The organism is Gemmatimonadaceae bacterium (assembly GCA_035633115.1).
GTDB lineage: Bacteria > Gemmatimonadota > Gemmatimonadetes > Gemmatimonadales > Gemmatimonadaceae > UBA4720.
In genome coordinates this window covers 14,279-37,942 of record DASQFN010000106.1, presented here as the reverse complement: position 1 = coordinate 37,942, position 23,664 = coordinate 14,279, and the positions used below count along the sequence as shown (strand labels likewise).

General features: G+C 62.2%; 22 protein-coding genes. 15 read left to right on the top strand and 7 right to left on the bottom strand.

What is annotated here, in order from left to right; genetic code table 11:
- Positions 1-51: 51 nt before the first annotated feature.
- The 5 genes from VES88_14040 to VES88_14020 form a co-directional block, all read right to left on the bottom strand.
- Positions 52-2,478 carry a M56 family metallopeptidase gene (locus VES88_14040; GenBank protein HYN82611.1) on the bottom strand — a complete coding sequence of 809 codons (2,427 nt, stop codon included), beginning with the start codon at positions 2,476-2,478 and terminating at the stop codon, positions 52-54.
- Positions 2,475-2,873, bottom strand: coding sequence for a BlaI/MecI/CopY family transcriptional regulator (locus VES88_14035; GenBank protein HYN82610.1), 399 nt, complete (start codon positions 2,871-2,873; stop codon positions 2,475-2,477). The genes VES88_14040 and VES88_14035 overlap by 4 nt, the downstream gene beginning before the upstream one ends.
- Before the next feature lie 79 nt (positions 2,874-2,952).
- Positions 2,953-5,421 (bottom strand): protein kinase, encoded by a 2,469-nt coding sequence (locus VES88_14030; protein HYN82609.1) that lies wholly within the window; start codon positions 5,419-5,421, stop codon positions 2,953-2,955.
- A gap of 99 nt (positions 5,422-5,520) precedes the next feature.
- A complete protein-coding gene (locus tag VES88_14025; GenBank protein ID HYN82608.1) occupies positions 5,521-6,321 on the bottom strand; it encodes a LytTR family DNA-binding domain-containing protein in 801 nt (266 codons plus the stop codon).
- Positions 6,318-7,622 (bottom strand): histidine kinase, encoded by a 1,305-nt coding sequence (locus tag VES88_14020; protein ID HYN82607.1) that lies wholly within the window; start codon positions 7,620-7,622, stop codon positions 6,318-6,320. The genes VES88_14025 and VES88_14020 overlap by 4 nt, the downstream gene beginning before the upstream one ends.
- A gap of 219 nt (positions 7,623-7,841) precedes the next feature.
- Between VES88_14020 and VES88_14015 the strand changes: the two genes are divergently transcribed.
- On the top strand, positions 7,842-8,291 hold the full coding sequence (locus VES88_14015) for a MarR family transcriptional regulator (GenBank protein ID HYN82606.1): 450 nt from the start codon (positions 7,842-7,844) through the stop codon (positions 8,289-8,291).
- Between the two features lie 104 nt (positions 8,292-8,395).
- Positions 8,396-8,962, top strand: a complete 567-nt coding sequence (locus VES88_14010) for a YceI family protein (GenBank protein HYN82605.1) — start codon at positions 8,396-8,398, stop codon at positions 8,960-8,962.
- An 80-nt stretch (positions 8,963-9,042) separates the two neighbouring features.
- Here VES88_14010 and VES88_14005 read toward each other — a convergent pair whose 3' ends face one another.
- Entirely contained in the window at positions 9,043-9,693 is a 651-nt protein-coding gene (locus tag VES88_14005) for a phosphoribosylanthranilate isomerase (protein ID HYN82604.1), read from the bottom strand.
- Positions 9,694-9,809: 116 nt separating this feature from the next.
- Between VES88_14005 and VES88_14000 the strand changes: the two genes are divergently transcribed.
- The 11 genes from VES88_14000 to VES88_13950 all read left to right on the top strand — a co-directional run bounded on the left by VES88_14000 (position 9,810) and on the right by VES88_13950 (position 21,808).
- Positions 9,810-10,382 carry a superoxide dismutase family protein gene (locus tag VES88_14000; GenBank protein ID HYN82603.1) on the top strand — a complete coding sequence of 191 codons (573 nt, stop codon included), beginning with the start codon at positions 9,810-9,812 and terminating at the stop codon, positions 10,380-10,382.
- 168 nt (positions 10,383-10,550) lie between these two features.
- Positions 10,551-11,453, top strand: a complete 903-nt coding sequence (locus VES88_13995; protein ID HYN82602.1) for a hypothetical protein — start codon at positions 10,551-10,553, stop codon at positions 11,451-11,453.
- Positions 11,454-11,458: 5 nt separating this feature from the next.
- On the top strand, positions 11,459-12,781 hold the full coding sequence (fahA, locus tag VES88_13990) for a fumarylacetoacetase (GenBank protein HYN82601.1): 1,323 nt from the start codon (positions 11,459-11,461) through the stop codon (positions 12,779-12,781).
- Between the two features lie 10 nt (positions 12,782-12,791).
- The gene (locus VES88_13985; protein ID HYN82600.1) at positions 12,792-13,289 is read left to right on the top strand and encodes an SET domain-containing protein-lysine N-methyltransferase; all 498 of its coding nucleotides are present in this window, start codon (positions 12,792-12,794) and stop codon (positions 13,287-13,289) included.
- 89 nt (positions 13,290-13,378) lie between these two features.
- Positions 13,379-15,418, top strand: a complete 2,040-nt coding sequence (locus tag VES88_13980) for a M13 family metallopeptidase (protein HYN82599.1) — start codon at positions 13,379-13,381, stop codon at positions 15,416-15,418.
- A gap of 226 nt (positions 15,419-15,644) precedes the next feature.
- Positions 15,645-16,052, top strand: a complete 408-nt coding sequence (gene apaG / locus VES88_13975) for a Co2+/Mg2+ efflux protein ApaG (GenBank protein HYN82598.1) — start codon at positions 15,645-15,647, stop codon at positions 16,050-16,052.
- A 40-nt stretch (positions 16,053-16,092) separates the two neighbouring features.
- Entirely contained in the window at positions 16,093-16,722 is a 630-nt protein-coding gene (locus VES88_13970; GenBank protein HYN82597.1) for a cyclase family protein, read from the top strand.
- Entirely contained in the window at positions 16,723-17,346 is a 624-nt protein-coding gene (locus VES88_13965; protein HYN82596.1) for an HAD family phosphatase, read from the top strand.
- A gap of 3 nt (positions 17,347-17,349) precedes the next feature.
- A complete protein-coding gene (gene gnd / locus VES88_13960) occupies positions 17,350-18,249 on the top strand; it encodes a decarboxylating 6-phosphogluconate dehydrogenase (protein HYN82595.1) in 900 nt (299 codons plus the stop codon).
- Positions 18,246-19,820 carry a glucose-6-phosphate dehydrogenase gene (zwf, locus tag VES88_13955; GenBank protein HYN82594.1) on the top strand — a complete coding sequence of 525 codons (1,575 nt, stop codon included), beginning with the start codon at positions 18,246-18,248 and terminating at the stop codon, positions 19,818-19,820. Before gnd ends, zwf begins: the two co-directional genes overlap by 4 nt.
- On the top strand, positions 19,811-21,808 hold the full coding sequence (locus tag VES88_13950) for a transglycosylase SLT domain-containing protein (GenBank protein ID HYN82593.1): 1,998 nt from the start codon (positions 19,811-19,813) through the stop codon (positions 21,806-21,808). Before zwf ends, VES88_13950 begins: the two co-directional genes overlap by 10 nt.
- 36 nt (positions 21,809-21,844) lie before the next feature.
- Here VES88_13950 and VES88_13945 read toward each other — a convergent pair whose 3' ends face one another.
- Positions 21,845-22,057 (bottom strand): hypothetical protein, encoded by a 213-nt coding sequence (locus tag VES88_13945; GenBank protein ID HYN82592.1) that lies wholly within the window; start codon positions 22,055-22,057, stop codon positions 21,845-21,847.
- Positions 22,058-22,126: 69 nt separating this feature from the next.
- On the opposite strand from VES88_13945, the gene tilS reads away from it, so the two are divergent.
- Both tilS and hpt read left to right on the top strand, forming a co-directional pair.
- Positions 22,127-23,116 carry a tRNA lysidine(34) synthetase TilS gene (gene tilS / locus VES88_13940; protein HYN82591.1) on the top strand — a complete coding sequence of 330 codons (990 nt, stop codon included), beginning with the start codon at positions 22,127-22,129 and terminating at the stop codon, positions 23,114-23,116.
- A complete protein-coding gene (gene hpt, locus VES88_13935; protein ID HYN82590.1) occupies positions 23,113-23,664 on the top strand; it encodes a hypoxanthine phosphoribosyltransferase in 552 nt (183 codons plus the stop codon). Before tilS ends, hpt begins: the two co-directional genes overlap by 4 nt.

Genomic DNA, 23,664 nt, shown 5'->3' with positions numbered 1-23,664 from the left:
CTCGAGACACGGGGCCGCCGTAGACAGTGAGGCCCCGCCGAAAAAGATCCGCTAGTCTCCGCGCCGCAGGATTATGTTGCCGTTGACGGTCTTCACCCTCAGCAAGCCAGCGCCCCCGCGTCCAATCGCCTGACGTGCGCGAACGAATTTGCGCGGAGTCCCGTGAGAATCATCCCAGAAATCCGTTTCCGTTACCGAAAGCGGCCAGTCACTTTCAATGCGCGTCCGTCCGTGTCGTTCGGTGTACGCGGTCTCCAGCTCTACTCGTCCTGAAAAGCTCGAAGGAAGCACGAGCGTCACCTTACCGTTGCCTGAGGCGACATCCACCGAATGATGACCACCGCCGCGCAAGGTGATCGTCACATCGCCCGCCCCGGTCGTCGCCGACGCCGAGCCGTCGAGCGGACCGATAGTGATGTCCCCGCCGCCCGTCAAAGCACGCACGTCTCCGGCAGAGCGGCCGATGGAAACCGAGCCTCCTTCGGTTCGCACATCGGCTCCATTCATCGCTTCGGCGATGCTGATGCGGCCGCCAGCCTTTCTGTAAATGATGCGACCGGTGCTGTTGTCGCGGATCTCTCCGGTCCTCTCATTGATCGTGACGTTCCCGCCGGCTCCGACTGTCACGCCGCCCTTGTCATCGCTGATGCGTGAGCTGCCTCCGGCCGACACGATGTCAGCGTCTTCGGCATTTCCATACACGATTGGACCGCTTCCCGAGCTGCCGCGCAAGCCGCCTCGCACGCGCTGGATCAGCACGCTTCCGCCGCCAGTGCCGACCGATCCGGAAAGATTCGAGTCGTTGACGCGGATCGATCCGCCCCCTGTGGAGAGGCCGGCCCGCCCGCTTGCGTCCGAGATGCGGATCGAACCACCGCCTGTACTTCCGGTGAATTCACCCCGAACACCAGTGATGGAAATCCCTCCACCAGCCGACGACACTCGGACGTTGAAGCGCTTCGGCACTCGAATCTCGAAGTGATGACTCGAGCTTTGAGAGCTTGACCTCATCGTGTATCGCGACGAAAGACGCGCACCGGAGCTCGTCCGCTCGAGATCGACTTCGGTGTCACGCCAGTTGCGCCCGCCAAGTCTGCCGCGAACGCGAACTCTGTTCTGATCCCACGCGGTGATCGTCAACCCGGCGCCGGTTCTCAAATCGATGACGAGGGTCTCGCCGGCGCGAACATCAACGCTGCGCTCGAATGATGAATCCATCGCGACTCTTGTCGCACCTGTCCTGGTCCAGCTGGATGCAGCCTTCACTTCCGGGGACAACGGCGATTGAGGCGGGACGAACTGGGCCGCAATGATGGTCGGTGTTACGGCGCGGGGCAGCGCCGAGGCGCGCGGCATGGGCGTGAACGCAGAAAGCGCGACGAACACGAGAAATGCGCCGGTGATTCCGGCGATCCTTGCAGCCGGAGAGATGCGATGTCGCCTGCTCGACGGGTTGAGAACAGCGAGCAGCCGACCCTCGAGCTGCGACGGCCGAGCCATCGCGAGTGATACGAGTCCATGTGCGCCGAGCGCGCGGGCCGAGCGCGCGACTTCGAGCAGATGCGCGGCATACTCGGCGGGCGGCGTCCCTGACGAAAGCACGCGCTCGTCGCAGGCGCGCTCCTGCTCGGCGCGCAGCTTTCGCGCGGCGACCCAGACGAGCGGATGGAACCAGTACACGGCGCATGTGACACCGGCCAGCATCTGCGTCAGCGCGTCGGCGCGAGCGATGTGCGCAAGCTCATGCCGCAGAACAACGGCTCGATGCTCGCGCGGCCATTCCGAGGATTCGGCAGGAAGAAGAATTATCGGCGAGCGTGTTCCCCACGCGAGAGGAGTGCTGACATGCGTGCTCGAAAGCACGGCGACCGGACCGTCGACGCCGGCGCGTTCACGCTCCTCGTCCATTAGCATGCGCCAGTCAGTGGTCTCGAGTGCGGTCGCGGTACCAGCGACGCGGCGTAGACCGATTCGGCCAACGATCATCCACCCCAGAACGCTCAGCAACCCGACGAGCCACGCGATCGGAATCCAGAAATCGGCGACGCGGGACAATGTCGTCGAAGAAAGTGCGATCACCGCGGGCGAGCTCGAAGAAATCGTGATGGTAGACGATCTCGTCAACTCCGATGTTGTAGCGGTGCTTGCCGGCGGCGACACCGTTGCGGAGGAGACGCGAGAGTCCGGCGCAGGTTTGCCAGGCCCATCCTGTCGCGCTGTGAACGGTGGAAGAATTCCAACTCTCCATGCCGGCGCAGCCACCATTCCAAGCGGCAATCCCAGGGCGGCCGCGAGGGTAAGTGCGACGATTGCGTGTCGAACGGCAGCTCCAGCGTGGCGAGCGAGAACGGCGGCGACAGCTCCAATGGCGAGCACCACAGTCGCCTTTACGACGATCATGGCGACAAATGCGGGTGGAGAGCCAGCGCCCGAAAGCGCGGAGGCAACGAAGTCGGGGAGGGGAAGAAGGGGAATCATTGCGTGCCTCCTTTGCTGCGAACCTGCTCAATGAGAGACTCGAGGCGATCGAGGTCCTCGTCCTTCAAGCGCGACTCGTACATGCCAAGCATCGCGGCCACAGCGGAGCCCGCGGAGTTGTCGAAGAAAGTGCGAACAAGATGTCGTACAGCGGACCGGCTGACAGTCGATGGATCGGCTGTTGGGAGATACACGTAACGAGGGCCATCGGTCTTGTGGCTGACGTGACCCTTCTCTTCGAGCAGTCTCAACATTCCGCGCACAGCCGAGTTGCTGGGAGGGTCGGGCAGATCAGCCTGAATCTCGGCGGCAGTCGCCTGACCTCGCCGATAAATGATGTCCATGATCTGGCGTTCGCGGCTACCGAGCTTGTCCGCGGGTTCTCGTCGCTTCATCGTCACTCCGATGGGAACGAGATCAAGATGTCAATGGGTTGACATAATGTCAATGGGCTAGCATCGACTCTGCGGACCGCTAGCGTCGCCTCATCCTCTCCGCCCACTCCGCAAGGTTCATCCGCTCGAGTATACGAGTGAACCGGGGGTTCGACCGCAACGGGTGCCATTTCGGATCCATCACCATCGAGAGCTGACTCAGGCCGATTTCGCGCCGCTCGACCGCTTGTTCGAGCGCCGTCAAGGCGGCATCGTAGTCGCGCACAGCCATGCGAGCGACAGCCAGCGGAAACGAATCTCGACGATCGGTGCGGGCAACAAGGTTTGTAAGGATTGCGCGCGCGCGGTCTTGTTGTCCGCCGAGCCCGTATGCGTACGCCAGCTCCGCCTGAAGCAGCGCGCGACCGGGCTCGAGCCGCGCGGCGGTCTCGATTGCCCGAATCGCGTCCGCATGTCGACCATCGAACGAGTAGCAAAGCCCGCTCGTCCAGTGCAGGACCCCGAGTGTTGGCGCTAGCTCGAGCGCCTGCTTTATACCCCGGATCGCCTCATCATACTGGCCCGCGAGGCAGAGCGCATAGCCAAACGCGCCTTGTGCGGCCAGGGACAACGGATCGAGCTCGGTTGCCTGACGAGTGTGCGCGATTGCGGAGTCCACCCGGCCCGTTTGGTACAACAATTCGCCGTACCACTGATGCGCAGTCGCGTACCTCGGGTTTGACGCGAGCGCCATGCGATACTGCTTCTCGGCTCCGATATAGTCCCAGGCGTGAACCGACGCCAGGCCAAGCGCGGTGTATGCCTCGGCAAGTCCGCTGTCGAGTGCAATCGCCCGGCTCGCTGCACTACGCGTGCGCTCGAAAGCGTCGGCCGGGGCGGAATCGGTGTATTCGGGAAGAAGCGCGTACGCGCTGGCGATTCCTGCATACGCGCGACCGTAATTCGGGTCGGCGTTGACCGCCTGCTCGAAGTATGTGATTGCTCTCCGCAGATTGTCGCCGCCGCGTCTGTTCCAGAAGTGCAGCCCGCGAAGGTAAAGGTCGTAAGCCTTGAGATTCTCCGTGCCTCTCGACGAAGAGGACACCTGCGCCGCCGACGTGCCGAGCCGAAGCTTCAGGGCGTCGGCAATATGTCCGGCGATATCGTCCTGAACCTTGAATACGTCCTTCGCCTCGCGCTGGTAAGTCTCAGCCCAGATCAACAAGCCGTCGGACACGTTCGTGAGTTGGGCCGTCACACGCAGCTGATTTCCTGCGCGTCGCACCGTACCGCCGAGAAGCGCCTGAACCTTGAGAGCGCGACCAATGACTCCCGGATCAGCGTTCTTTCCCTTGAACGAGTAAGCAGAAGTGCGTGAGGCGACTTTGAGACCGGGAAGCTTGGCGAGAGCGTTTGCCAGCTCGTCCGTCATTCCGTCGCTGAAGTAAACGTCGGCAGTGTCACCGCCAAGGTTCTCGAGCGGCAATACGGCTACGGAACTGATTGCCGTGGATGCGGGCGTTCCACCCGGTGCGGATGCAGCCGGCAGTTCAGGGGACGAACGGCTCCCTCTCCAGGCGAACAGGGCAATTGCCGCGATCGCGACTGCGGCACCTCCGATAATGAGAGGCAACCAGGGGCGTCGCCGAGCGGCCGGCAGCACGGCCGTCGCCGCGGTTCCTCCACTCGACGTCGCCACGAGGTCGAGTCCCTGCAACAGCTCGCCCGCGGTTTGCGGACGATCCGACGGTCGCTTTTCGAGTGACCGCATCACGAGATCAACCAGAACGGGCGGCAATCCTGGCCGTTTCGTCTGAATCGGCTCCGGTTTCTGGATCGCCTGCGCCGCCAGTGTCGCCTGCGCCGACATTCCACTGAACGGAGGCCACCCGGTCAGCATCTCGTACGCCATGATGCCCCACGAGTAGATGTCCGCGCGGTGATCTACGTTGGGATCGGCAACCGCCTGCTCCGGCGCCATGTAGGCAGGAGTCCCGATCGCGAGGCCAAGAGATGTAAGCCCTCCCCCTCCGGTAGTCGCCGTGGGAGCGGATGCGCTCAACGCCTTGGCTACACCGAAATCGGTGACGAGAGCAAACTCGTCGGCCAGCATCACATTGTCGGGCTTTATGTCGCGATGGACGACGCCGTGCTTGTGCGCGTAAGAAAGCGCGGCTGCTACATGGCGCAGAATGCGGACTGCTTCGTTGACTGGCAGCTCACCCTCACGCGAAAGCCGGGCACGAAGGGATTCCCCCTCTATGAATGGCATCGTGAAGTAGGGAGTCGAAGCGATTTCGCCGGACGCGAGCAGGGGAACGATGTGCGGATGCTGCAGCTTCGCCGCGAGCTGAATCTCGCGACGGAATCGGTCGACGCTTACCCCCTCCGCCATGTCGTGCTTGAGCACCTTGACGACGACTCGGCGCTCGAGCGCGCGATCCTCCGCAAGGAATACGCGGCTCATCCCTCCGCCACCGAGCTCCCGCTCGAATGCGTAGGTGTCGCCCAGCGTCCTCTCGAGTGTTGCCCGGAGGTCCGCCGGGCTGCCCTGGTTCGCGTCAGTCACAGGGGGGAAACTGGTGCCTTGACCGCCTTGGTACAACTGTCGAGTTCACAGTTCACCCGCAGGCGTCCGGCTGAATCGCGTGTCCCGGGTGTGATTGCTTCAGGTCGCCCGGCGCAGAAACTCCTTTACCGCCTTCCTGTAGCTGCGCCCGGTCGTGATTCGCTTGCCGTTTCTCAGAATCAGGAGCTGGTCGCCCTGGTCGAACGGCTCGGCCGCCCGCACCTTGGAGGTGTTCACGATGGCCGAGCGGTGGACGCGAAGGAACCGGTTCGCGGGAAGTCGCGCTTCGAGGTGTGTCAGCGGCTCGCGAACGTCGTACGCACTGTCGACGAGATGCACCCGCGCGATATCGTCGCGTGCCTGAATCCAGTAGATCTCGTCGGCGTCGAGAAAGACGATCTTGCCCTGGACCTTTACTCCGATGCGGTCATCGCTGACGTCGGCGCGAGCTACGCGGTCGAGCAGACCTGTCAGCCGTGCAGCCAGTTCCGCCTGGCTGCGGCGACCAACGACCCTCTTCTTTGCGCGCTCGAGCGTCTGATTGAACCGAAACTGATCCACCGGCTTCAGCAGATAGTCGATTGCGCCGACGTCGAACGCATTGACCGCGTAGTCGTCGAACGCGGTTACAAAAATCACCGGCGGCATTTTTTCCGGCCCCACCGCCGCAATCACGTCGAAGCCGTCGAGCTCCGGCATCTGCACATCGAGAAAAACCAGATCGGGGTGGAGGTCGCGGATCGCCGTCACAGCCTCCGCGCCTGTCTCGCACTCCCCGAGCACTGCGACATTCGGCACAGCGGCAAGGAGTGAGCGCATGCGACGGCGGGCGAGAGCCTCATCGTCGACGATCAGTACGCGCATCGGACTGACTCCGGCAGCCGCGGGGGCGGGCTTCACGCGGCGACCACAGGCTCGGCGTCCGCGGGGCTCGACCGAAGACGAAATGGCATCACGAGCCTCACGGCAAAGCCGCCACCTTCACGAGGCCCAGCCTGGAACTCGTGATTGTCGCCGTAAAGATGAATGAGACGCGTGGCCGTGTTCGCGAGACCGAGTCCCGTTCCGCGGGATCGCTCGCGCGAGCGGCGCGGCGACGGCCCCACGCCGTCGTCGAGCACCTCGATCTCGAGAGAGTCCCCAACCCGGTGCGCCGAGACCCAGACATGTCCGGGTGTGGCGCGCGGACCGATGCCGTGGCGAACTGCGTTCTCGACGAGCGGCTGGAGCAGGAGACTGGGCACCAGTGCGCGTCGCGCCTCGTCGCTGATGTCGAACTCGACAGTCAGCTTGTCCTGAAAGCGCACGCGTTGAATTCGCACGTATCGCTCGAGCAGCTCGAGCTCGCGCTCCAGAGGGACCTCGTGCTCCATCGAACCCGAGAGAACCAGGCGCAGGAAGTCGCTGAGCTCGGCCACCATCCGCTCGGCGGCCAGACGGTCGCTCCCAATCAGCGCGACAGCGCTGTTGAGAGCGTTGAAGAGAAAGTGCGGGCTGAGCTGCAGCTTGAGCGTGTCGAGCTCAGCCTGAACCAGACGCGTTGCCACCCGCTGTCGCTCGGAGGATTCCTTACTCGACTCCAGTACCAGATGCTCCACCCAGAAAGCTCCATAAGTCGCGAGCATCCCACCGATGCCGAGGAGAAGGATCTTGGCTGCTTCATCGAGCGGACTCACCCGGGAGGCAAAGATCGCCTCCATCGGATTCATGACCGGCGCGATCCGGTTGGTTGCAAACAGCCAGACAACGAGGGAGGTGTACTCCACGACCGCGAGAACCCCCACAACTCCAGCCCGCCGCACCGACGACGCGACCGGTCGCGCGGCAAGAACCACGAAGTACATGAGAAAGATCGGCGACCTGAGCGCGAGTACGCCGGACTCGGCAATAGCGTAGGCGCCGATGATCGCCGTTACCGCCGTAACGTCGATGACGGCATTTGCAAGCGAAAGCCAATCGGGAAGGGCCGGCCGCCGATACCACAGAACGTACTGACCGACGGTCCACAGAAGCGTCGGGATCAGAAGCAGGACGTTCGCGCGATTCAGCTCGGGCGAGAGGCTCGGCGCATAGGCCAGAGCGGCAGCGCCGAGGAGGCATAGAACCCCGGCGCGCAGTCCGTTGAGAATGCGCTCCGCCCGATCCCGGCGGAGAATGAGTGCGTCGGGCGGCGAGAATTGTTTCGGCTCGGGCAGGAGCATTGGATTCGGCGTTTGAGTACCCGTCGCAGCTAGGGTAAGTGCCCCTTAGGCTTGACGCCACCCTGTGGGAGAGGATGGTAGCGGACGCATCGTGGTTTGTGCGCTGGCCGCGGTCGGCGCACTCGCAATCGCGGCGAAGGCGTCCTGGCGTGCCGCGGGGGTCGGCGGTCGTCCGAGTTCGGGCTTGACATGAAGCGTGTTAGAACATATTATCCATACATGAACGATACCGATAAAGCCACCGTCGCCGAGCCTGAGACATCCGCAGGGCCCCACTGGACGTTTTCGGTGATGCACGCGGCGCACCTCATAGAGGAGCGGATCGAGCTCGCGCTCGGCAAGGTCGGACTATCGCTGGCCAAGCAGGGCGCTCTGACCGAGCTCGCTCAGGCAGGTGAGCCTCTGACATTGAGTCAGCTCGCGGCGCGGCTGAGCTGCGTGAGGTCGAACATGACCCAGTTGATCGACCGCCTCGAAGCTGACGGTCTGGTGAACAGGCTCGACGATCCGGCCGACCGGCGTAGCGTGAAAGCTGAGCTGACGGAAAAGGGAAGGGAGCAGCAGCGTGCCGGCGATCGTGCGGTGAAGCGCGTGCAATCGGAATTTGCCTCGAGCCTCACTGCAAGGGAGCGAACGGGCCTGGAGGCAGCCCTGGGAGCGATCAAATAGGCGTTTTTATTTGTCAGTATAATTCATATATGCACTATGCAGTAGCAGATAATACAACGGTCAATAGTTGTTCAAACATTCACCATTGGCACGGAGCAATTCAAATGACAACCACGATTGCACATCCAATCAACGAAGTCGCCACGAGGTGGCAGATCGACGCCGCGCACAGCAACATCGAGTTCGGCGTCCGGCATCTGATGATCTCGACGGTAAAGGGTCGCTTTGGAGAAGTGGCCGGTACGGTCACGGTCGATCCGGACGATCCGAGGGCGGTAGGAGTCGATGTCACGCTCAAGACAGCCAGCATCGACACGCGGCAGGAGCAGCGCGACGCGCACCTTCGCTCGGCTGATTTCTTCGACGCCGAGAAGTGGCCGGTGATCACCTTCAGCGGGAAGCGCGTGGAAGGCGATACCGACAGGAAGTTTCGGTTGTTCGGTGATCTGACGATCAGGGACGTAACGCGCGAGATCGTTCTCGACGTGACGAAGGAAGGCGAGGGCAGCGACCCGTGGGGCAACCTGCGCACGGCCTTCAGCGCGCAGACGAAGCTCGATCGGCGGGACTTCGGCCTGACCTACAACCAGGTGCTCGAGGCAGGAGGGGTCGTCGTCGGAGATGAGATCAAGATCTCAATCGATGTCGAGCTCACCGCCATCGTCGACTAACGACACAAGAAACCTAGGAAGTCACAGATCCGAGATCCCAAGTCTCGGATCTGTGATTTTTAGGATTAGCTTTGTGTCGTCTAGCCGAGAGCTGCGCTCATGAACTGAGCGAGCTTGGCCTCATCGAGTCTCCCATCGGTTCGGACCCCGCTGCAGACATCGACTCCGAAAGGCCCAACGGTCTCAACCGCTTCGCGCACGTTCCCGGCATTCAGTCCGCCGGCGAGGTAGACCGGGACCGGCGACGCGTCAACAATGCGCCGGCTCAGCGCCCAGTCGTGACGCCGGCCGGTTCCACCGAGCTCCTTCACAACGAGCTTGGGATTTCCCGAGTCGAGGAGCAGCGCGTCGACGTCCGCCGCGACGGCCAGCGCTTCATCCACTGAGTCTTCTCCCGTCACGTGGATGACCTGCACGATCCTGGTGTCCGGCAATTCCGCGCGGAGCGCGCGGTGTGCGCCATCTTCAACGGCATCCACGAGCTGGAGCGTGCCCGCGCCGGTTCGGCGCTGCTGCGCCGCGATTGCATCTGCTGACGTTTCACACGTCAGGAGAAATGTCTCGATCGCAGGGGACACGGCCGAGACGATGCGCGTGATCAGCGCTTCTTCGATTGGCCCCGGCCCCCTGGGCATTCGGGAAACGAGCCCGATTGCCGTTGCGCCGAGCCGTATCGCCGCGTGTGCCTCCTCGATGCTCGCCATGCAACAGATCTTCACGCGGAGCGCCATGGAGGCGAAATTGGCGGGAACAATGCTTATCCGCCAGCGACGCGCTGAGCCCGTTCCTTGCTTGTCGAATGCTGAATTCAGTGCAGGTCGAAATCCTCCACCAGCCCGGAGATCAAATGCCCCGTCACGCCTGGTCGGTGTCCCGCTACCCCGCCTTAGCCGCCTTGGTGACCGTCGCCGGAGTCGCCGGGTGTGCGCACGCGCCTTCGCCCCTGGACCATATAGGCCTTGCCTTTTCGACTCTCATAAGCCCAACGGGAGAAGCGCGTGGAACTGCGGAGCTGTGGCAGGGCACGGACAACGTGGTGCATGTGCGACTGCAGCTGCGCGATCTCACTCCGGGAGAGCATGGAATACACTTTCACGCGGTAGCCAAGTGTGAAGGAGGCGGGGCAACGGCGTTCTCGAGCGCCGGGGCGCACTACAATCCCATCGGACGGCAGCACGGGCTGAAGCATCCGTCGGGGCCACACGCCGGCGACGCACCGAACCTCACGGTTGGTGCGGACGGCCGCGCGGATACAGGGTTCGAGACAGACCGGGCAACGCTGACAGACGGGTCCACGTCGCTGTTCGACGCGGATGGAAGCTCCATCGTGATTCACGCTGCCCCGGACGACGAGGTAACCCAACCGTCGGGGAACAGCGGTGCACGCGTCGCTTGTGGAGTCCTGAGGCGGACCCTCTAGTTACTACCGTGCCCGCGCGCTAGCGTGTGCTGCCGCGCGGGCTGGATTGGATGTCGGAATGCTGGTAAGCGTTTGGTAAAGTCCTCTTTCCTTACTACGGCACCTCTCACATGTCGTTTCAGCGACTGAGCGTACCTGCGGCAGGAGGTCAGTAGATTTCGCGGACGCATGAACTCGATCCGCTCTTTCCTGGCTGAGATCATTGATTACGCCGGCCTGTTTCCTCCCGCGTCGCTGCCGATGGCGGCCGTTGTCGCCAATTACGCCGAGTACCTGTCAGGGCCCGATAGCGATCTGCTCGGCAGGCTCGTCGTGCCGGCATCCCGGCTCGCTGAGTTCACCGATGCTGCACGCGATTTCCTGCCTCGTCACAGCGGGTCGGCGCCCTGGCGCTTGAGCGTTCTCGTCGGCGACGATACAGCGTCCGACGCCAGATCAATTCTCGAGCTCAATTCCATTCATGCTGAACGATCGAACGCGGGACATGCGGTCTGCGATTCCGTCGAGATGCACGCGCGACTAACGGGCGACGTGGCGCAGGCGGCTCGTCATTTTTCGGGATCGTTTCGACTGTTCTTCGAGATCGAGCCCGATGCCGATCATGATCCGTTGATTCGGGAGGTTGCGCTTCAGAACGCAGCGGCAAAGATCCGGACGGGTGGCGTAACCGAGGCGGCTTTCCCCACCTCCGCACGCGTTATTCACTTCATCGCGGCGTGCGACCGCGCTCGTGTTCCATTCAAGGCGACTGCCGGCCTGCATCATCTCATCCGCTCCGATTATCCGCTGACGTATGAGCCCGACAGTCCCTGTGCGCCGATGTACGGCTATCTGAATCTGTTTTTTTCTGCGGCATTCATCCGAAAAGGACTCCCGGAGACTGAAGCGAGAGTGCTGCTGGAGGAGCAATCTCCAGGCGCATTCGATTTGACCGACGACAGCGTTGCCTGGCGCGGTCACGTGCTGTCGAAGGCAGATTTGAAAGAGACGCGATCACATTTTGCTCTTTCGTTCGGGTCGTGTTCCTTTCGCGAGCCCGTCGATGAGGCGCGCGCGCTGCATCTCATATGAATCCAATGAACGAAACGCACGATCCGAAGCTCAGCAGCTGGCTGGATTCCGCCAACTCACCCGATACCGATTTTCCGATTCAGAACCTGCCGTTCGGGATTTTCACACGCTCGGGCGCTGTTGAAATCTCCGCGCAGGTGGGAGTAGCGATCGGCGATTCGATTCTCGATGTGACCGCCGCCGTCACCGCCGGCTTGCTTCCGACTTCACCTGCTACGGTCGCATGTCGGAGCTCCTCGCTCAATGCGTTGATGGTGCTCGACCAGGCCGAGAGATCGGCGCTGCGATCGGCGTTGAGCGAGCTGCTGCGCGCGGGTTCCGATATCGCCGCGAAGGCAGAGGCGAGCAGTCAGAGCATCCTTGTTCCTATGAATCTCGCCGAGCTCCGCTTGCCAGTCGCCATAGGCGACTACACCGATTTCTATGCGTCCATCCACCACGCGACGAACGTCGGGAAAATGTTTCGTCCCGACAATCCCCTTCTCCCGAATTACAAGTATGTGCCGATAGGCTACCACGGGCGCGCTTCGTCGATCGTGGTGAGCGGGACACCTGTGCACCGTCCGCATGGACAGACACTCGCTGCGGACGCTTTGGCGCCGGTGTTTGGTCCCTCGCGGATGCTCGACTACGAGGCGGAGATGGGCTTCTTCGTCGGGCGCGGAAACGATCTCGGCAAGGCTATTCCCTTGAGCGATGCGGAGGACCACGTTTTCGGCTACTGTCTCGTGAACGACTGGTCCGCCCGCGACATCCAGTCCTGGGAGTACCAGCCGCTGGGTCCTTTTCTAGCCAAGAACTTCGCGACGACAGTGTCACCCTGGGTGGTGACGGCGGAGGCTGTCGCGCCGCACCGCGTCGCCGCGTTGACGAGGCCCGACGGCGACCCTGCTCCGCTCGAGTACCTGTCTTCAGAACAAAACGATCGTGAGGGCGGTCTCGACGCGACGCTCGAGGTTTATCTGTCCTCCACCCGGATGCGCGAGGAAAACGTTCTCCCGATGCTCTTGAGCCGGGCACCTTTCTCGCGGATGTACTGGACGCCGGCGCAAATGCTGACACACCACGCCAGCAACGGGTGCAATCTCCGAACGGGGGATCTCCTGGCGAGCGGAACGGTGTCTGGACCCTCACGGGAGGAAATGGGCTGCCTGCTGGAGCTCACGCGCCGCGGCGCCGAACCCCTCGAGCTTCCGACGGGAGAGACGCGAAAATTTCTCGAGGATGGTGACGAAGTGATCGTGCGGGGACAAATGGGCAAGAGCGGGCAGCCAGGGATCGGGTTTGGTGATTGTCGCGGAGTGATTCTCCCTGCAATTCTCCGGTAGCGGCGCGTACATGGCAGGGAGGCAGCGAAAAAACAGCGACTTGTACGAGATCCGCCGCTCCAGCATCCAGGGGCGCGGCGTCTTTGCAAAAAAACGAATCAGGCCGGGTCAGAAAATCATCGAGTACGCGGGTGAGCGCATCTCGAACGCCGAGTCTGATCGCCGGTACGACGACGAGTCGATGCGGCGGCATCACACCTTCCTCTTCACGCTCGACAAGAAGACGGTCGTCGACGGCAACAGCCAGGGCAACGACGCGCGCTACATCAATCACTCGTGCGACCCGAACTGCGAAGCGGTGATCGAGAAAGAAACGATCTGGATTTACGCGAAGAGGAATATCCAGCCGGGCGTGGAGCTCGCCTACGACTATGAGTACGAGCGAACGGGCTCGGCGGATGATGAAAAATTCTACGAATGCCATTGCGGATCGCCGAAATGTCGCGGGACGATCATGAAACCTCGCCGCAGGCGACGAAAGCGCACTCGCAAACGATCCCGCGGCTGAGCTCGTCTTACCTGGCGTGAACCGAAGCTGCAACTTCGGCTATACCGACACACACGTTTCGAGCCGACCTTCATCGTGGAGTAAGAGCCATGCGCTGCATCGCAAGGCAACTTGCGTTCGTCTCTCTCGCATTCACTGTCACCGCGACAGCCGGCGCGCAGGGGACATATCGGCAGACGGTGCCACTCGACCCCGTCAACCTCGACCGCACCGCAAACGCCTGCGTCGACTTCTACCAGTTCGCGAACGGCGGATGGATAAAGAACAATCCAATTCCCGCGGCGTATTCCCGATGGGGAAGCTTCAACGAGCTCGAGGAAAAGAATCAGAGCGAGCTGACGAAGATTCTCGAGCGCGCGGCCGCCGACGCGAGCGCCAATCGCTCGGCCGCCAACAGAATGCTGGGCACCTACTACTCGTCGTGCATGGATTCGACAGCCGCGGAGCAGGCAGGTGCTGAGCCCCTGCGGCCGCGCCTCGCCCGAATCGCCGCGATCACCGATCGCTCAGGTGTTCAGCGCGAGATAGCACAGCTCCACCTCGAAGGAGTGAACGTGGTGTTCAACTTCGGCGCTACTCAGGACGCCAGGAACAGCACTTCAGTCATTGGCGGAGCGCGTCAGGCCGGCCTCGGACTTCCGGATCGCGACTACTATACGAAAACGGACCAGGCGTCTGCGACAATCCGCAAGAATTATCTGGAGCACATGGGCAAGATGTTCCAGCTCGCTGGGAAAACGCCGGCAGAGGCTGCCGCTGACGCCGGCCGCGTGATTGCGTTCGAGACTGCGCTCGCCCGCGCGTCACTCACGCGGGTTGAGAGGCGCGATCCCGTGGCAACGTACAACTTCCGAACTCCCGCCCAGCTCGCGTCGATGACGCCCAATTTCAGCTGGACCCGCTACTTCACGGACATCGGCGCCCCGGGCGTCCCGGCGGTTGACGTCGAGAGCCCGAAGTTCCTGGCAGCGGTGGACAGCCTGATGGGTAATGCGCCGCTGGCAGACTGGAAAGCGTACCTCAGCTGGAAGGTGATTCGCGGTGCAGCCCCGTACCTAAGCTCCGCGTTTGTGAACGAGGAGTTCAGCTTCTCCCGCACGCTGAGCGGTGCAAAGGAGGTGTTGCCGCGCGTGAAGCGATGCACGCGCGGGACAGACGCGGGGCTGCAGGACGCGCTCGGTCAGGCGTACGTCGCCGAGTACTTCACGCCAACGGCCAAGGCTCGCGCGCTCGAGATGGTCCACAATCTCGAAGCCGTTTTCCGCGAGCGGCTCTCCACGCTTCCATGGATGAGAGAGACAACGCGGAAGCAGGCAATCGTCAAGCTCGAGGCGTTCGCCGAGAAGATCGGGTATCCCGACACCTGGCGTGAGTATTCGACGCTGAAGATCCAGCCTGGTCCGTTCCTCAACAATGTCGTCGCGGTAAATGTCTACGAGAACCGCCGCGACCTGGCGAGAATCGGCAAGCCGCTCGACAGGACACAGTGGGGGATGACTCCGCCAACCGTCAACGCGTACTTCAATCCACAGCTGAACGAGATTGTCTTCCCCGCGGGAATTCTCCAGCCGCCGTTCTTTTCGGCGACGGCCGACGACGCCGTGAACTATGGCGGGATGGGAAGCGTCATCGGTCACGAGATGGGGCATGGGTTCGATGACCAGGGCGCGCAGTTCGATTCCCAGGGGAATCTCAAGAACTGGTGGAGCGCGGAGGACCTCGAAAAGTTCAAGACGCGCACGACGCTGATTGTGAACCAGTACGACGCTTACACTGTGCTCGACACGATACACGTGAGCGGAAAGCTGACCGTTGGCGAGAACGCCGCGGACATCGGAGGTTTGTCAGTCGCCTACGCGGCGCTCCAGAAGGCGCTTGCGGGCAAGCCGAAGCCGTTGATCGACGGGTTTACGCCGGAGCAGCGCTTCTTCCTGGCGTGGGCGCAGATCTGGCGGCAGAACATCACACCCCAGAACCAGATGGTTCGCATCAATACCGATCCGCATTCGCCGGGGCGCTGGCGCACGAACGGGCCGCTCGCGAACATGCCGGAATTCGCGAAGGCATTTGGCTGTAAGCCGGGCGATCCGATGGTACGGCCGGAGGCGGTGCGGGCTACCCTCTGGTAAAATGAGATCGGATAGGTACCAGTAACTGAAAACTACACGCTACCCGCTAATCGCTGATCGCTGTCCGCTGCTCGCTGAAACGGAACAGCACTCGGGTCGAACGGCACGGCGTGCGGCTGTGCTTTCCCGTAGTCAGCGAGCAGCGCTTAGCGGGCAGCGTCCAGCGGGTCGCGTGTAGTTCTCGGTTGCGGTTATCTGCCTGTCCATTTGGTATAATGTCTGTACGATGACAGCTACACCGCTCTTCTACCGTGAAACCTTCGGCATCCGCATCACGGTCCGCCCGATGTACCTGCGCGATCAGTCCGAGCCTTCGCAACAGCATTACGTGTTCGCGTATTTCGTGCGGATCGAGAATGTCGGCGCGCGGGTAGTGCAGCTGATGTCGCGGCGATGGCTGATCCATGACGCCGCGGGCGAGGACATCGAGGTGAAAGGAGAGGGCGTAGTGGGCGAGCAGCCGATTCTCGCTCCCGGCAACATTCACGAGTATCAGAGCTTCTGCATCCTCAAGTCGGGTGAGGGATTCATGGAAGGCCACTACAACTTCCTCTCGGCCGACGGCAACAACTTCCGGGCGGAGATACCGCGCTTCATTCTGAGCGTGAGCCAGTCAACCAGTCTCCCGTCCTGAAATCAGCGATGGAACGAGGGTTGCCTCTGTCCATCGCCGCATGACCCGCATCTACGACATTTCGACGCCCGTTCAAGCCGGCGGCGTGGTCTATCCCGGGAATCCGGAGATCACAATCGAGGCACAGCAGGCAATCTCCAGGGGCGCCGGGGCAAATGTGTCCTCCGTCGCCCTCGGATCGCACACCGGTACGCACGTAGACGCCGCGAAGCATTTCTTCGACGATGGGCAGACCGTCGATCGAATTCCGCTCGACCGGCTCATCGGGCGCGCAATTCTGCTCGCATTCGGCGATGATCTCATGTCCATCGGTGCCGCGGACCTCGAGCGGCAGGAGATCGGCTCGCACACGCGTGTTCTTCTGAAGACGCGGAATTCCTCCCTGCTCCGGCGGCCGGAGTTCGTGAAGGATTACACGTATCTCGCCCCCGACGGTGCCGAGTATCTCGTGCGACGCGGAGTCGAGCTGGTCGGTATCGATTATTACTCGATCGAGCAGTTCCACTCGGGGCATCATCGGACGCACCTCACGCTTCTCGAGAAAAGCGTCGTCATCGTCGAGGGTCTCGATCTGAGCGAGCCTCCTCCCGGAGAATACGAGCTCATCTGTCTGCCACTCCGACTCGCGGGGCTCGACGGCGCGCCGGCGCGCGCTGTCCTCGTCGGCTGAATGACGATAACTCACGTGTTCTTCGACATCGGCGGAGTCCTGGCGACGAATGGCTGGGACAGGAATGATAGGCGTGAGGCCGCGGCGCACTTCGCCATCGATCTCGACGACTACACGCGCCGTCACGATGAGATTGTCGCGGCATTCGAGGAAGGCAGGCTCACGCTCGACGAGTACCTCGATCGCAGCGTTTTCATCAAGCCCCGGAGCTTCACTCCCGAAGACTTCAAGGCCTTTATGTACAGGCAAAGCAAGCCTTTTCCCCACAGCCTTGCCGTTGCCCGTGCCCTGTGTGCGAGCAAATCGGTTCGCATGTGCATAGCGAGCAACGAATCCGAGGAGCTCAGTCGCTATCGCATGAGGCTCTTCGGTTTGACCGAGATTTTCGACACGTTCCTTGCATCGTGCTGGATCGGGGTGCGGAAGCCCGCGCCGAATTTCTTCGAGCGATGCGTTGAGGTAACTGCGGCGCGCGCTGAGCAATCCCTCTTCATCGACGATCGCGAGGAGAACATTGCGGCCGCGGCTGCGTTTGGCTTCAAGGTGATTCTGTTTCAATCGGCGGAGCAGCTTCGGCGTGCTCTCGCAGCGTCAGGGCTCGAGCTCAACATTCAACACGGGTAGACGATGCAACTCGCGATGATCGGCCTGGGCCGGATGGGCGGCAACATGACGGAGCGGCTTATGAGGGACGGCCACCGCGTGGTCGTGTTCGATCGCAGCGCTGAGGCGGTGCAGAAGTACGTTGGCCTGGGCGCCCAGGGAGCGACCGCGCCTGCCGACGTAGTGGCGAAGCTCACCTCCCCGCGCGTCGTATGGATCATGGTCCCTGCGGGAAAGCCTGTCGATGACACGATTGGCGCGCTTATCCCGGGGCTCGCGAAGGGCGACGTGATAATCGATGGTGGAAATTCAAACTTCCACGACACGATGCGCCGCGCCGCCGAGCTCGAAAGCCAGGGCATTCATTTCGTGGACTCGGGTACGAGCGGCGGAATCTGGGGTCTCGAGAACGGCTACTGCCTGATGATCGGCGCTTCTCCCGAAGCCTTCGCCGTCTGCGAGCCGATCTTCAAGTCACTCGCGCAGCAGGATGGCTATGCGCACATGGGGCCGCCGGGGTCCGGACATTACGTCAAGATGGTCCACAACGGCATCGAGTACGGAATGCTGCAGGCGTATGCCGAAGGCTACGAGATCCTGCACGCCTCGAAGGACTTCAAGCTCGATCTGGGGAGGATCGCGGCTGTCTGGAATCACGGGAGCGTCGTGCGCTCGTGGGTAAATGAGCTGGTTGAGCGTGCGTTCAAAAAGGATCCGAACCTGGATGCGCTCAAGGGATATGTAGAGGATTCAGGCGAAGGCAGGTGGACCGTGCAGGAGGCAATCGACCTCGACGTACCGGCGCCTGTGATTACACTCTCGTTGCTCGCGCGCCTCCGCTCGCGCCAGTCCGACTCTTTCGGTGCGAAGGTCATCGCCGCTCTGCGCAACGAATTCGGCGGTCACGCGGTAAAGAAGGCATGACGACGCCACACGTCACAGCAGTTCCGGGCAAGCGCTTCCGCATGGCGCAAAAGCGGGAGCGCACCGACCCATGCACCGCAGTAATTCTGGGCGCCGGCGGCGACCTCATGCATCGCAAGCTGATGCCGGCGATCTACTATCTCGCCGCCCAGCACCTCCTGCCCGAGACGTTCGCGCTTCTTGGCGTTGGTCGCGACCCGATGGAGGACAGCGCTTTCGCGGCTTCAATGCGTGAAGCCCTGGAGCGGTCGGACGAGATCAAATCACTCGACAACGAAGCGTGGGAGTGGCTCTCGAAGCGCATTCGATACACCGCCGGCGACCTTTCGACTTCCGAGGTCTATCAGAGCATCGCACGCTGCCTCGAGGAAATCGAGGCCGGAGTTACAACGGCCAACCGCAACAGAATGTTCTACCTCGCCATTCCACCGAGTGTGTTCGAGACGACCGTGGAACATCTCTCGTCCAGTGGATTGACGCCCTGCATGAAACCGCCCGACGAGCGGCCCTGGTCACGCGTTGTTATCGAGAAGCCGTTCGGGAGAGATCTGGCGAGCGCGCAGAAGCTGAACCGTGTGGTGCTCGACCGTCTGCATGAGCATCAGATCTACAGAATCGATCACTACCTGGGGAAGGAGAGCGTTCAGAACATCCTCGTCGTGCGCTTCGCGAATCCTATTTTCGAGCCGCTGTGGAACAGGCAGTATATAAAGAATGTCCAGATCACAGTCGCGGAAACGGCTGGAATCGAGACGCGCGGCAAGTACTACGAGGAAGCCGGGATCATCCGCGACATGTTCCAGAACCACTTGCTTCAGCTGTTGTCGCTTGCAGCCATGGAGCCGCCCATCGCGTACAACGGCGACGAGGTGCGCGATGAGAAGGTCAAGGTGCTCCGGTCGGTGCGACCCCTTGTGGGCAACGGGGACCCACCGGTTGCGCTTGGCCAGTATGCCCCAGGCGAGCTGAAAGGTGAGCCTGTTCCCGGATATCGCGAAGAAAAGAACGTTGCCGCGAAGTCGACGACGCCGACATTCGCCGCGATAAGGTTTACCATCGACAACTGGCGATGGAGGCACGTCCCGTTTTATCTGCGCTCGGGCAAGCGTCTCGCGAAGCGAACTTCGGAGATTGCGATTCAGTTCAGGTCGCCCCCCGTGCTCCTGTTCGGTCAGGACGAGCTCGCCGACAAGTGTCCGAGCACTCTCGTGATGCGCGTGCAGCCGGACGAGGGGATTTCCCTGCGCTTCAACGTGAAGACACCGGGGGCAGAGAACGAGCTGACACCGCACCTCGAGATCGCACCGGTGGACATGGATTTCTCGTACGCGGAAGCATTCGGTGCCGAGACGCCGCCGGCGTATCAGACTCTGCTGCTTGACATCATGATCGGCGACCAGACGCTTTTCACGCGAAGCGACGAAGTGGAAGCCGCTTGGCAGCTCATCGATCCGCTCCTCAAGTATCTCGAGCGGCGGAAGCCGCGCGACATTCCAAAGTACCCCGCCGGAACCTGGGGACCGCCTGGCTCGGACGAGCTATTGCGGGGAGCACACAGCCGTTGGCGCTAGCACCGCTCTTCTGTTTCGCCGCGCTACTGCTTTCGTCAGCCGGCTGCGGTGACAAGTCATCCTCGTCTCGGACGAACAATGCATCCGCCGCGGAGGCAGCGGCCGACAGCATCCCGCACGTGGTGCCGCCGGCCGATCGCGAGCTGGTTCTGCGCGCGCGCGCACTCGATCGTGCGGACAAGCTCGACAGCGCGAAAATGCTGTACGAATCCGCCTCGGAAAATCTCGAGCCGATCAGCGACTGGCTTTACCTCCGCGCCGCCGGGGTCACGACTGATGCTTCCGACCGCCAGAAATACTACCGCAAGCTCGAGACAGACGTGGCGAAAACCCGAAAGGCACCGACTGAAGCGATTGCCCTCGAGCGAGCGGGGGACATCGACGCAGCCATTCGCGCCTATGAAGCTGCGGGGATGAAGATCGACGCGGTTCGCTTGACTGCTGCTCGCCCGACGGACGCTGCGAGAATGGCTCAGGCGCGCAGCCAGCTCATCGCTTATCTCGCGAGCCGGCCCGACCGCGAGGGCGCACGCAACGGCGTAGCGTTGTTCGATAAGCTGTTCCCGCAGGCCTCTCCGTCTGAGCAGCTCACGCTCGCTCGCGCTGCGTATCACGCGGGGTCTACCGCACGCACCGTCGCTGGCTACGCCGCCGCATTCCGCGCCGGACTCGGCAACAGCGAGGATCATTTTGCGGATGGGATGATGCTCGCGAGGTTGAATCGGGACGCCGAGGCGGCGGCGGAGTTTGCAAAAGTCACTTCGCCGGCGCCGCTTGTCGCCGCGGCTCGCTATCAGCGTGCGCGTGCGGTGCTCGCGATGGGGCGGGGGAGCGAAGCCCGGGCGGCACTGCGTGCAATCACTACGGCTTTTCCCGCTGATACCAGCTCGGCGTCCGCACTGTTGCTGCTGTCCGACCTCGCGAGCGATGAGCTGCGCGATGCCGATGCACGCGCGACGCTCAAGACGATCGTGCAGCGATTTCGGCGATCACGACACGCGCCCACCGCTCTCTTCCGAGCGGGACTGATAGCGTATGTGTCACGGAATTACGCAGCCGCCGCCGCAGAGCTCGACTCTCTCTCCGAGTTTTATCCGCAGAGCGACGACGCTCTAGCGGCAACCTATTGGGCGGGCCGCGCGTGGGAAAAGCGCGGTGACAAGGCGAAGGCCGAGGCGCACTGGCGAGCGGTGATGGCGCGAGACGGAGCGTCGTACTACTCGGTCCTGAGCTCGCGCCGTCTGAGAGTGCCGTTGCTTCGTGACAGCAGCCGGACCGACAGCTACCCGCGAGTGCGCGATGTCGAGGAAGCGACTCAGCGCATTGCGATGCTGCAGGACGTCGGCATGGATACCGAGGCGAAGCTCGAGTTCGACCAGCTCTTCAGCGATGCGACGAAATCTCCGGATCGGTTGGTCGCGACAGCGCGCGCTCTCAGGGGTGGTGAGCAATCGCAGCGCGGCATCACGCTCGGCCGCCGCGCCGTCAGCGAGATCGGGCCGACGCCCCAGAATTATCGGCTCATGTACCCGGTGGTCGAGCGCGAAGCGCTGGACTCCAGCGCGCGCGCGAACGGGCTGGACCCAGCGCTTGTCGCTGGTCTGATCAGGGCGGAGTCCAGCTTCGACCCGAGAGCGACATCGCCAGTTGGTGCGCGCGGGCTGATGCAGCTGATGCCGGACATCGGCCGCGCTCTGGCGCGCTCACGCGGCATTCCCGCGCTCAATGCGGACCGGCTTTACGAGCCCGTGATGAACATTCGCCTCGGAACGGCGCACCTTGCGGGATTGTTCCGCGGCAATCGCGAGGTTGTCCAGATTCTCGCGGCGTACAATGCTGGCGAGTCGCGGGTTAATCGGTGGGTACGAAAAGCGGGTGCCAGCGATCCGGAGATGTTCACGGAGCGGATCCCGTACGTCGAGACTCGGGATTATGTACGGGGAGTTGTTCGGAATCGCGCGTTCTATCGTGCGCTATACGACTGGTAAACTGACGGGTGACGGGTGCCGGGGACCGGGGAGCCGTCAGCGGTCAGCGGTCAACGCGTCGTTCGTGGTAGCCGTGCCGTCCCGAGCGCGCTTCCTCTTTTCGACCCAATCCATCAGCCAAGTGCCGGGGATAAGGAAGAGAGGAGTGAGGAATATTCCAAGGAGGGTATTGAGCCATATCAGGGCAAGGTAGAACCCGATAAGCCCAAACGACACCCACAAAGTTCCAAGCGGACCGTGCGTTTCCATTCATCACTCCGAAGCGGCGGTTTAGATTAAAATACCATGGCAGGTCGCCGGCATGAAGGAGATGAAGTCATGCATGCGGTCGGAGCGGAATTCACCGGGCTCCGCCGCGTGCTGTTGGCCGTATCCGGCGGCATCGACTCGATGGTGCTGCTGCACGCTGCCGCGTCCCTTCCAAAGGCGAAACGGCCGACGCTTCTCGTCGCCAGTTTCGATCATGGAACCGGTGCGCCGGCCAGGCGGGCAGTGGAGGTTGTCCGCCGCCGCGCCAGAGACCTTGGCCTGGCGTTCACAACGGCGAGGACGCAGGCATCCGCCACCACGGAGCACGAGTGGCGAATGGCCCGCTGGGCGTTCCTCAGAGGGAAGGCATCCCAATTTCGGGCTCCGATCGCAACCGCTCACACGCTGGACGATCAGATCGAGACAGTATTCATCCGCATTCTGAGAGATGCCGGCCCGCGCGGACTCGCGGCGCTGTTCGCGGACTCCGAGGTCATTCGCCCATTCCTCCATCTCCGCCGCTCCGACATTGCGCGCTATTCGGAGCTGCATGGCGTCCCGTACGTCGAGGACCCGACGAACGCCGCGCGGTCGCATCTTCGAAATCGCGTGCGTCACGATTTGCTTCCCGCCATCTCGAAGCTCCATCCCCGATTTCCGAAGCAGCTTCTGTCGATCGCGAAACGTTCCGCCGAGTGGCGCGCGCGGATGGCTGAGATTGCCGACGAAATCGACGTGCGGCAGGGAGAGGACGGCTCTCTTCGCATTGCGAGGGCCGACCTGCGGGGATATGATGCTGAATCTCTTCGCGCGCTCTGGCCGACCATCGCGGCGAGGGCCAATGTGGTGATGGATCGTCGAGGAACCCACCGTCTTGCCGAGTTTACAACGAAAGGTGTGACCGGCGGCTCGATTCAGCTCTCTGGAGGGGTCGAAGTCCGAATGTTTCGCGATCACTTGCTGCTTCGCAGATGGGACTGGCGACGGGTGGAAGCAACGCGCGCGTCGAGACTTGTGCTGCTCCCGCCACTCAGTGTCGAGCAGCTGGAGCGGATGTGACGAGCGCTGTCGCCGACCCACGCCTTTCCGGCCGCACCGTCAAACGAATTGCATTCGACGAAGAGACAATCGCTGGACGCGTCGCGGAGCTGGGCGCCGAAATCACTGCCGCCTACCCGGACGGCGAGCTTCTCGTTCTCGGATTGCTCAAGGGGAGCTTTATCTTTCTGAGCGACCTCGTACGACAGATCACGCGGCCCCTGCAGGTGGATTTCCTCGTTGCGGCGAGCTACGGGGACGCAACGGTCTCCAGCGGTACTGTGAGATTGCTTTACGATCCCGAGACGCGTCTTGAGGGAAAGCAGATCCTGCTCGTGGAGGACATCGTCGACTCCGGCCGCACGCTCAACAAGCTTATGGCGCTCCTCGAGGAGCGCTCGCCGCGCTCGCTCGGAATTTGCGCTCTTTTACACAAACGGATCGCCGACGAGTTGCACTACGAGACCAGATTCGTCGGATTTGATGCACCCAACGAGTTCCTTGTGGGGTATGGATTGGATCACGCGGAAAATTTCCGCCATTTGCCGTACATAGCGAGTTTGCAGTAA